General features: G+C 70.8%; 11 protein-coding genes and 1 pseudogene. 5 read left to right on the top strand and 7 right to left on the bottom strand.

The features are described from left to right. Positions 1–853, top strand: an 853-nt coding sequence (locus tag D474_RS0119725; RefSeq protein WP_017615230.1) for a beta/alpha barrel domain-containing protein, incomplete at its 5' end; no start/stop codon positions are given. A 63-nt stretch (positions 854–916) separates the two neighbouring features. After that, positions 917–1,495, top strand: coding sequence for a nicotinamidase (locus D474_RS0119720; protein WP_017615229.1), 579 nt, complete (start codon positions 917–919; stop codon positions 1,493–1,495). A 94-nt stretch (positions 1,496–1,589) separates the two neighbouring features. Here D474_RS0119720 and D474_RS0119715 read toward each other — a convergent pair whose 3' ends face one another. Together D474_RS0119715 and D474_RS32985 are read right to left on the bottom strand one after the other, a co-directional pair. Then, a complete protein-coding gene (locus D474_RS0119715; protein WP_017615228.1) occupies positions 1,590–2,609 on the bottom strand; it encodes a tryptophan--tRNA ligase in 1,020 nt (339 codons plus the stop codon). A gap of 29 nt (positions 2,610–2,638) precedes the next feature. Next, on the bottom strand, positions 2,639–2,986 hold the full coding sequence (locus tag D474_RS32985) for a hypothetical protein (protein WP_017615227.1): 348 nt from the start codon (positions 2,984–2,986) through the stop codon (positions 2,639–2,641). 61 nt (positions 2,987–3,047) lie between these two features. On the opposite strand from D474_RS32985, the pseudogene D474_RS34320 reads away from it, so the two are divergent. From D474_RS34320 to D474_RS0119695, 3 genes and pseudogenes are all read left to right on the top strand, one after another. After that, a pseudogene (locus D474_RS34320) lies at positions 3,048–3,476 on the top strand (histidine kinase); the annotation flags it as partial. A gap of 193 nt (positions 3,477–3,669) precedes the next feature. Next, positions 3,670–3,921, top strand: a complete 252-nt coding sequence (locus tag D474_RS32810) for a hypothetical protein (protein WP_017615225.1) — start codon at positions 3,670–3,672, stop codon at positions 3,919–3,921. After that, positions 3,918–4,250: a type II toxin-antitoxin system PemK/MazF family toxin gene (locus tag D474_RS0119695; RefSeq protein WP_026118639.1), complete on the top strand. Its 333-nt coding sequence runs from the start codon at positions 3,918–3,920 to the stop codon at positions 4,248–4,250. Before D474_RS32810 ends, D474_RS0119695 begins: the two co-directional genes overlap by 4 nt. Before the next feature lie 51 nt (positions 4,251–4,301). Here the strand turns inward: D474_RS0119695 and D474_RS0119690 are convergent, their stop codons facing one another. The 5 genes from D474_RS0119690 to D474_RS0119670 all read right to left on the bottom strand — a co-directional run bounded on the left by D474_RS0119690 (position 4,302) and on the right by D474_RS0119670 (position 9,149). Beyond that, entirely contained in the window at positions 4,302–5,246 is a 945-nt protein-coding gene (locus D474_RS0119690) for a zinc metalloprotease (RefSeq protein WP_017615223.1), read from the bottom strand. Between the two features lie 129 nt (positions 5,247–5,375). Beyond that, the gene (locus D474_RS0119685; protein ID WP_017615222.1) at positions 5,376–7,118 is read right to left on the bottom strand and encodes a DEAD/DEAH box helicase; all 1,743 of its coding nucleotides are present in this window, start codon (positions 7,116–7,118) and stop codon (positions 5,376–5,378) included. 152 nt (positions 7,119–7,270) lie between these two features. Further along, positions 7,271–7,486 carry a hypothetical protein gene (locus D474_RS0119680; RefSeq protein ID WP_017615221.1) on the bottom strand — a complete coding sequence of 72 codons (216 nt, stop codon included), beginning with the start codon at positions 7,484–7,486 and terminating at the stop codon, positions 7,271–7,273. Between the two features lies 1 nt (position 7,487). Further along, positions 7,488–8,264, bottom strand: coding sequence for a class E sortase (locus D474_RS0119675; RefSeq protein ID WP_017615220.1), 777 nt, complete (start codon positions 8,262–8,264; stop codon positions 7,488–7,490). Between the two features lie 636 nt (positions 8,265–8,900). Further along, a complete protein-coding gene (locus D474_RS0119670) occupies positions 8,901–9,149 on the bottom strand; it encodes a DUF3039 domain-containing protein (RefSeq protein ID WP_026118637.1) in 249 nt (82 codons plus the stop codon). Between the last annotated feature and the right edge of the window lie 38 nt (positions 9,150–9,187).

Raw genomic sequence — 9,187 nt, 5'->3', positions numbered from 1 at the left:
CGACCGGCCCCTCATCGAGATGGGGTCCCGCCGCACGCAGGAAGGCGCAGCCGTCGCCGCCGCGCGCGCCGCTTACGTGGCCGGGTTCTCCACCTCCTCGAACCTCGAGGCGGGGCGCACCCACGGGGTCCCCACGGGCGGGACGGCCGCACACGCCTTCACACTCCTCCACGACAGCGAGCAGCACGCGTTCAAGGCGCAGCTGGAGTCGATGGGCACCGGCACGACCCTGCTCGTGGACACCTTCGAAATCGAACGCGCCGTGCGCCACGCCGTCGAGATCGCCGGAACCGGCCTGGGCGCGGTCCGCATCGACTCCGGTGACCTATCCGCACACGCCGGCCGGGTGCGCACCCAGCTCGACGAACTCGGCGCCACCGACACCCGCGTGGTCGTCACCGGCGACCTGGACGAGCACTCCATCCAGGCCCTGGCCGTGGCCCCCGTGGACGGCTACGGGGTGGGTACGTCCCTGGTGACGGGGTCGGGCGCCCCGACGGTCTCGCTGGTCTACAAGCTCGTCGCGCGCGCCCGCGGACTGGACCCGCACACCCCGCTGGAGCCGGTCGCCAAGCGTTCGGTGGGCAAGCCCAGCCGCGGCGGCCGCAAGTGGGCGCTGCGCCGGTTGGACGACCGGGGCACAGCCGTCGCCGAGGAGGTGTACGACCACGAACCGAGAGCCGAGGTGGGCACCCGCCCGATGCTGCAGCCGCTCGTGCGCGGCGGGGAGATCGTCGGCAAGGAGAGTGTGCACGCTGCGCGCGACCGCCACCGGACCGCCGTCGACGAACTCCCCGAACAGGCGCTGCGGATGTCCCGCGGCGACGTGGCCCTGCCGACGCTCTTCCACTGACCCCGACCGCACCGGGTGGACCGGTGCGGACACCCCTCGATCAGGAAGAACACGAGGTGCCGTATGAGCAGGGCACTGATCATCGTCGACGTCCAGAACGACTTCTGTGAGGGCGGCAGCATGGGTGTGAACGGCGGTGCCGCCACCGCCGGGGCCGTCACCGATTACACACGTGCGCACGCCAACGAGTACGCACACGTGGTCGCCACCAGGGACCACCACGTGGATCCGGGTGCACACTTCTCCGACCAGCCGGACTTCGTGGACAGCTGGCCGCCGCACTGCGTGGTGGGCACGCCCGGCGCGGAGTTCCACCCGCGGTTCGATGCCGGGCTGGCCGAGGAGATCTTCTCCAAGGGACGCTACTCCGCCGCCTACAGCGGGTTCGAGGGCTCGGCCTCCGACGGGGAGACCGGTCTGGCGGCGTGGTTGGGCGAACGCGGCGTGGACGAGGTCGACGTCGTGGGCCTCGCCACCGACCACTGCGTGCGGGCCACGGCCCTGGACGCGGCCGGCGAGGGGCTGCGCACGCGTGTGCTGCTCGGGCTGACCGCGGGGGTGGCACGCCCGTCCGTGGAGGCCGCCCTGCAGGACCTGCGCGCCGCGGGTGTGGCCCTGGAAGGCGAGCCCGCGGTCCCCTGAGGATCCCGCGGGAGTGTCCGAAAGCGAACGGTCCCGCGCTCCCGGAACACTGCCGGAAGCGCGGGACCGTCTCCGTTCACGGGTGCGGCTGAGCTCAGCCCACGCCGATGGCCGAACGCACGCGCGCCAGGGTGGCGCGGGCGCGCTCGCGGGCGGGCTCGACACCGGCGGCGAGGATCCGGTCGATCTGCGCGGGGTCGGCCATGAGCTCCTCGTAGCGCTCGCGCTGGGGCGCCAGGACGGCGTTGACGGCCTCGAAGAGCTCCTTCTTGAGGTCGCCCCAGCCCATGCCGCCGGCCTCCAGGCGCTTGCGTACCGCGGCCGTCCCAGCCGCCGACGCGAAGTGGGTGAGCAGCTGGAAGGGCACCGAGGCGTCGGGGTCCTTGGGCTCCTCGACCGGGGTGGAGTCGGTGGGGATCTTGTTGACCGCCTTGCGGAGCTTCTTCTCCGGCAGGAACAGCGGGATGTGGTTGTCGTAGGACTTCGACATCTTGCGGCCGTCGGTGCCGGGCAGGATGCTCGCGTCGCTGTCGTCGATGACGCCCTTGGGGATCGGGAAGGTGTAACCGCCCGCGCCGTCCCCGTAGCGGTGGTTGAAGTACCCGGCGATGTCGGCGGTGTACTCGATGTGCTGGGACTGGTCGCGGCCGACCGGGACGTGTGTGGCCTCCATCGCGAGGATGTCGGCGGCCATGAGGATCGGGTAGTTGAAGAGCCCCATGTTGACGCCCGCGTCGAGGTCGGTGGTGCCCGCCTCGTTGTTGCGGTCGCGCGCGGCCTTGTAGGCGTGGGCGCGGTTCATGAGTCCCTTGGGGGTCATGGAGCCGAGGATCGTGGTGAGCTCGAAGATCTCGGGCACGTCCGACTGGCGGTAGAAGAGGGTCCGCTCGGGGTCGAGTCCGCACGCGAGCCAGGTGGCAGCGCCTGACCGGATGCTGTGTCGGAGTTCGTCTGCGTCCTTCACCGTGTTGAGGGCGTGGTAGTCGGCGATGAAGTACGCCGTCGGGGTGCTCTGGACCGCTTCGAGCGCGGGCCGGATCGCTCCGATGTAGTTGCCCAGGTGGAAGTCGCCGGTGGGCTTGATACCGGTCAGATACAAGTGGGTCGCTGCCATGGGCCCTAGCCTAACGGCGTGTCAGCCCCTCATGCCCCCACGGGAGGTCCTGTGCGTTCCGAGTCCGGCCCGAGCGGCCCCGTCGGTGAGCCCCGCGCACCGGATGGGCCGACGGCCTCGGCAGACCGTGTGGTGTCGCGGTACGTGCGCCACAACCGGGCGACGACGGCGGTGATGCTGGCGGTGATGCCGGCGTGGGCGCTGTGGCAGGGGCTGCCGGAACCGTGGGCGTTGGGGCTGCTGGTACCGGCGTGGGTGGTGTGTGCGGTGGCGCAGGCCTTCCTGGTGGGGTGGCTGCCGCTGGCCGACCGGTGGCGGCGTCCGGCGGTGTGGGTGCAGGCGGCGGGCGCGGTCGTCGCGGGCACGGTCGGGGTCACCGAGGGTCCGGTGGAGTTCGTGTGGCTGCTGGTGCCGGCGGTGACCGCGGCGGATCTGGCGATGGAGCACGACGTGGAGCACCGGGCGCGCTGGGCGTGGGGGTCGGGCGCCGTGGCGGGTGTGCTCGCGTCAGGTGCGGTGGCCGTCGCGGGTGAGGGGCCCGAGCGGACGGTGACGGTGTTCCTGGGGGCCTTCGCGATGGTGGGGCTCGTGGGGTACTGGCAGTCCGCTGACAGCCTGTTGGCCCGGCGTACCGCAGCGGCGGAGGAGGCGTCGGTGGAGCTGGCCGCGGCCCGGGAGCGGTTGCGGTTGTCGGAGGGGCTGCACGACGTGCTGGGGCGCGCGCTGGAGGTGGTCGCGTTCCGGGCGGAGCTGGCGTCGAGCCTGGTGGAGGCGGACCCGGAGCGCGCCCGCGGGGAGCTGGAGCGGGTGCAGTCGCAGGCGCGCGAGGCGGTGGCCGAGGTGCGGACACTGGTGCGCGCCGCGCGGCCCGTGGACCTGCGCGACGTCGCTGCACCTGGCGCCGGGCACCGTGCGCAACTACCTGTCGTCGGCGATCGAGAAGCTCGGTGTGCGCACCCGCTACGAGGCCGCCGACGCCGCCCGCGAGTCCGGCTGGCTCTGAGCCCCGCCGAGCCCGGAACCTCCACCGAGGGAACCCCACGTGGAGCATGCTTGAAGTATGAGCTCCACGGATACCTCCATCAAGGTCCCGAGGAGGGTCAGGGACCGGCTGCAGAAGCGTGCGCGCAGAGACCACACCACTCTGGCCGCAGCGCTCGACGAGGCCGAGGAGCTCGAGTTCTGGAATCAGGTGCGCGAACACCACGCCTCCCTGTCCGAAGCCGAACGGGACTCCTACGTGCACGACCGCACTCTGGGCGACCACCTGTCCGGCACCGATGACACCGGCGTGGCCGAGGAGGACTGGTGAGGCGCGGCGAGGTCCATATGGCCGACCTCGGAGAACCGGTCGGCCACGAGCAGACGCTCAGGCGCCCCGTTCTCCTGGGCAACGCCCGACCCTGGCTGGACTCCCGACCTCCCGTGGCCATGGCCCTGCCGCTCACGCGGACCCACCGGCCCGACCCCACCCACGTCGAGATCGAACCCGGCGCGTCCGGGCTCAAAGAGGTCAGTCACGTCAAGTGCGAGGACCTGCGGGCGATCTTCCCCGTGTGCCTCGAGCGGCGGTTCGGTCACGTGGACGCATCCGTGATGTTCCGGGTGGAGACCATTCTGCGCCGGCTCCTGGGTCTCTGAGACGCGGAAGGGGGCACCGCCGACGGCGGTGCCCCCTCGGGTGCGGCGCGGTCAGACCTGGGGTTCGCGGAACGCGTTCCAGTGCTGCGCCATCCGCTCGGCCTGGCCGGGCGTGAAGTGGGTCATGCACGCGTCGTCGCTGTAGTTCATGAAGTTGTTGACCGGGTCCTCTCCGGGCCGGTCGGGGCACGTGTTGCGGCTCGCCGGGCACCCGGTGGCGGCCTCGCGTTCGTACGGGGTGTCGTCGACGTAGTCCCCCGGGGTCTCGCATCCGTTCTGGAACGTATGGAACAGCCCCAGCCAGTGGCCCACCTCGTGGGTGGTGGTGTGACCGATGTCGAAGCGGTCGCGTCCGCCGTCCGGCAGGGTGTCGTAGGAGACGACGACGCCGTCCTGCTCGGGATCGGCCTCGATGTCCTGCGGGAACGTCGAGAAACCCAGCACACCGGACCCGAGATCGGCGGTGTAGACGTTGAGCGTCTCCGGACCGCCCTGGTGCAGTTCGGCCCGGATCGAGTCGCGGTCGGAGCTGAAGTCCTGGAACCACTCGTCGTTCGTGTGGCGCGTTGTGTCGGCGAGCTCGAACCGGAACCCGGTGTCAGTGGCCTCGTCGCCGGACGCGAAGGAGCCCTCGAAGGCGTCGTTGAGGACCTGGATCTGCTGCTCGACACGTTCCTGGCTCACGTCGCCCTCCCCGTCCTCGGCAGAGATGACGTGCACGACCACTGGGATCGGCGACGACGGCGCCATCTGGGGGCCGCGCACGGAGCCGAGCTCCTCCTCCAGCTTCTGTTGGTGTTCGGCCGCCTGTTCCGGGGTGATCTCCCCCTCGTGGCGCTCGGAGGAGGAGGGGTCGCTGATCCGGGAGAGGTTGTCGGCCGCGCACCCCTCCCCTCCGGGTGCTCCGGCGAGGTGCAGGGCGTCGGCCGCCTGGGCGGTGTCGGGCGCGTCCGGGGCCCCGGCCACGGCCAGGCCTGCGAGGGCGAGCGCACTCATGGCCAGTCCGGGGCGTGAGGCGGCCGGGCGGCCGCAGTTGCTTCGTGCCATCACGCGACGGACTGTAATCACGCGGACACCGTAAGGGACGATGCCGTGCGTGAGCTTGCGAAGTGTTTGCCCTGCGGCTCAGCGGGATCCGACCGCCCACGCCCGCAGCTTCGAGATCCGCTCGCGCATCTGCGACGGGGTGGCCTGCGCGACCGGCGGCCCCCCGCACGCGCGCCGAAGCTCGTTGTGGATCACGCCGTGGGGTTTGCCGGTGCGGTGGTGCCAGGCCCCGACGAGCCCGCTGAGCTCCCGTCTGAGCTGGGCGAGCACCTCGTGGGTGGGACCGGACTCCTCCTCGTCCCCGTCCTGCTCCGGCTTCTCCGACTTCTTGCGTGCCTTGATCTCGCTCGCCTTGAGCTCGTCCTTGCGCTTGCGCAGGAGCTGGGAGACCTGTTCTGGTTCCAGCAGCCCGGGCAGGCCGAGGAAGTCCTCCTCCTCGGTGGAACCGGGCGAGCTCCCGTACTCTGCGCCGTCGTAGAGGGCGCGGTCGAACTCGGCGGCCGACTCCATCGTCTCGAAGGGCAGCTCCTCCCCCGCGTCGGGGGTGTCCTTCTTCTTGTTGGCCTCCTCGAGGAGGTCCTCCTCGGGGTACTCGTCCTCGCCTGCGGGGGTCCGGTCGAGCACGTGGTCGCGTTCGCGTTCCATCTCCCCCGCGTACTCCAGCAGCGTGGGCACCGAGGGCAGGAACACCGAAGCGACCTCGCCGCGCTTGCGCACACGCACGAAACGGCCGATGGCCTGCGCGAAGAACAACGCCGTGCTGGTGGAGGTGGCGTAGACGCCCACCATGAGGCGGGGCACGTCCACGCCCTCGGAGACCATGCGCACCGCGACCATCCACCGGTCGTCCCCCTGCGCGAAACGGGAGATCTTCTTGGACGCGGTGGGGTCGTCGGAGAGCACCACCGTGGCGCTCTTACCGGTGATCTGGCGCAGGATCCTCGAGTAGGCACGCGCGTTCTCGTGGTCGCTGGCGATGACCAGACCGCCCGCGTCCGGGTGCGTCTTGCGCACCTCGCTCAGGCGCCGGTCGGCGGCCTGCAGGACCTTCTTGATCCAGTCGCCCTTGGGGTCGAGCGCGGCCCGCCAGGCCTGGGAAAGGGCATCCTGCGTGAGGGGTTCGCCCAAGTGTGCGGCGAGCTCGTCGCCGGCGCGGGTCCGCCAGCGCATCTCACCCGAGTAGGCCATGAAGATGACCGGGCGAACGACACCGTCCTCCAGGGCGGGCGCGTACCCGTAGCTGTAGTCCCAGGCGCAGCGGCGCACCCCGTTGCCGTCCTGTACGTAGTCGACGAACGGAATCGGGTTCACGTCGGTACGGAAGGGCGTACCGGTCAGGGAGAGCCGTCGTGCGGCCGGGTCGAAGGCCTCGCGCACCGCGTCTCCCCAGGAGAGCGCGTCGCCGGCGTGGTGCACTTCGTCGAAGATGACGAGCGTGCGCCGGGTCTCCGTGCGGTTGCGGTGCAGCATGGGGTGCGCGGCGACCTGCGCATAGGTCACTGCCGCCCCGAGGTACTGCTTGCCGAGCGCACCCTGGCCGTTCTTGAAGTCCGGGTCGATGGGGATCCCGAACCCGGCCGCCGACTCCGCCCACTGCTTCTTCAGGTGCTCGGTGGGGCAGACGATGGTGATGGCCCTCACCTTGTGCTGCCGCAGCAGTTCACTGGCGAGGGTGAGGGCGAAGGTCGTCTTGCCCGCACCGGGTGTGGCCACCGCGAGGAAGTCGCGGGGTTCCCTGCGGAAGTACTCCTCGAAGGCCTCTCGCTGCCAGGCGCGGAGCCCGCTGAGGCGATCCTCCGTCGTGGTCTGCGTCACCGTCATGCGTTCCGTCCCCCGTTGCTCACCCCGTAGAGGTTAGCGGGCACCACCGACCGACTCGTGGACGGACCGCGGCGGCCCACGGGTGGTGTGCTTCACCCGTGGACCGCCGCTCGGGTCCTTTCGGCCACCGGACCGTACGTCGGTCGCGTCCGTCAATCGCCGCCGTCACCGGGCTCGTCGCCCGGGGCGGGGACCTCCCCGCCGCCGGGCGCCGTGCCCACCGCGCCGTCGTTGAAGGGCATGTGCGGGGAGATCTCCGGAAAGACCACGAACCACAGGAGTGCCGCGACCCCCACGATCAACCCGATCGTCATGATCAGCTTGGAGACCCAGGGGCCGGGCATGATGCGCCAGATCAGTCCGTACATGTCACTCCTCCGCGTCCGGCGCCATGTGGGCGATGGAGTCCGGCATGCCCTCGGACTTCGGAGTGGTCTCGGTGAGCTCCGCCCAGACGATGAGCCGGTGGGTGTTGTTGAGCTTGGGTGCGCACGTGGTCAGGGTGAGCAGGGAGCGCTCGGGGTCCTCGTCGGAGGCGTCGTCGAAGGGATCGGGGTCCACCACCCAGGAGTCCTGGGGCAGCACGGTCTCCTCCTCGAACACCTCGTAGGTGTGGAAGTTCTCCCCGTCCTCCACAACCATGGCGTCGCCCTCTTCGAGTTGGTCCAGGTCCCAGAACAGGCCGGGCGTGCGGTGGGCGGCGACCGCGTAGTTGCCCTCCTCGCCCGGCGCGCTGTCGAACCAGGTGTAACGGCCGGGGCTGTTGAGGATGTCGCTGGGTTCGGTGCCGTTGACCACGACCCAGTCGAGGTCGAGCTCGGGCACGTAGAGGCGGCTGTCGGCCTCGCCGGGCAGCGGCTCGGAGTCGGGTCCGGTCTCCTCCACCGCACCCCAGCTGTCCTCCAGCCCCTGGGCGAGGTCCTGCTGCTCACGGTCGGTCTCCCACTGGGCCCCGTACACCTCGTAGGCGGCGTAGAAGAGCATGAGCAGACCGGCCGTCAGCAGGATCTCGCCGAAGAACCGGACGGTGCCGCGAACGACGTCACCCGGGCGGGCCCTGCTCCGCCGCCTGCGCCCCCGCGGGCGGCCCTCGCTCCCCCCGTCCTCGTCCCGGTGGTTCGACTGCGGTTCAGTTGTGGACACCAATCCGACCTACTCCTGTTCCCTGTCGAAGGGGCACGACGAGTGGGCCCCCGAACGCGGCTGCGGTCAGGGGTGTCGCCTCGACACTCTCCCCCTGGGCCCCGGGCCGGTGTCGGAACACGGCAGCGGGGGCGCGCCCGCGGGTCCGTTGACGGACGGCGATCGGGCACTTTCGGCACCGGGCCCCGAATCGTGCAGGACCACGATAACCGCCGCACGCCCGGACGAGGGCGGAGGTATGGCACCGAACAACGGATCGGCCGGAACCGGCCGGAGGGACCGCTCCGGACGACCGTTACCCCTGGGGGGCACCCAGTTCCGGCGCACCACCGGAGAGGGACGGGATCACCCTGCCACGTCGTTCGACCGTGCGTGGCGAAAATGCGGATCCACCGTGCACGTTCCCGGGCGCACGAAACCGACGGTCCCGGACACGACGAAGGCCCCTCCCCGGCGGGAAGGGGCCCGTTCAGGACGGATGCGGCAACCGTGGCAGACGGTGCGGAGCGGCCCCGGGCCGGGTTCCGCGGAACCCGTCGGAAAGGCACTCTGCCGCCGGCTCGCGAGCAGCGGGAGCGCCCGAGGAACGAGGGGGCCACCCCTGTGGAGACCTGCAAGGCCGCCGGGCAGGCCCGAGGATCAGCGGCCCTTGGTCATCTCCTCGTAGGCCTGCTTGCACTCGGGGCACACGGGGTACTTCTTCGGGTCGCGCCCGGGCACCCAGACCTTGCCGCAGAGGGCGATGACGGGGTTGCCGGTGACGGCGCTCTCCGTGATCTTCTCCTTCTGCACGTAGTGGGCGTACCGATCGCGGTCGCCGTCGTCCGTCGACTGGTCCGGCTGCGTGTCACTGTCGGGGAGGACCTTGTTGAGGATGTCCATGGCCATCGTTCCTCACACACCTTTCACGTCTTGTGCTCCACGGT

Source organism: Nocardiopsis salina YIM 90010, from assembly GCF_000341025.1.
Classification (GTDB): domain Bacteria; phylum Actinomycetota; class Actinomycetes; order Streptosporangiales; family Streptosporangiaceae; genus Nocardiopsis; species Nocardiopsis salina.
Note: the sequence above shows the minus strand (reverse complement) of the source record. Positions and strands in the feature narration are given on the sequence as shown.

Coding starts and splice junctions, on each gene's coding strand:
- D474_RS0119685 (WP_017615222.1), bottom strand. CDS start 7,118: ATGACGGTGACGCAGACCACGACGGAGGATCGCCTCAGCGGGCTCCGC.
- D474_RS0119715 (WP_017615228.1), bottom strand. CDS start 2,609: ATGGCAGCGACCCACTTGTATCTGACCGGTATCAAGCCCACCGGCGAC.
- D474_RS0119720 (WP_017615229.1), top strand. CDS start 917: ATGAGCAGGGCACTGATCATCGTCGACGTCCAGAACGACTTCTGTGAG.
- D474_RS0119680 (WP_017615221.1), bottom strand. CDS start 7,486: ATGTACGGACTGATCTGGCGCATCATGCCCGGCCCCTGGGTCTCCAAG.
- D474_RS0119670 (WP_026118637.1), bottom strand. CDS start 9,149: ATGGCCATGGACATCCTCAACAAGGTCCTCCCCGACAGTGACACGCAG.
- D474_RS0119690 (WP_017615223.1), bottom strand. CDS start 5,246: ATGAGTGCGCTCGCCCTCGCAGGCCTGGCCGTGGCCGGGGCCCCGGAC.
- D474_RS32810 (WP_017615225.1), top strand. CDS start 3,670: ATGAGCTCCACGGATACCTCCATCAAGGTCCCGAGGAGGGTCAGGGAC.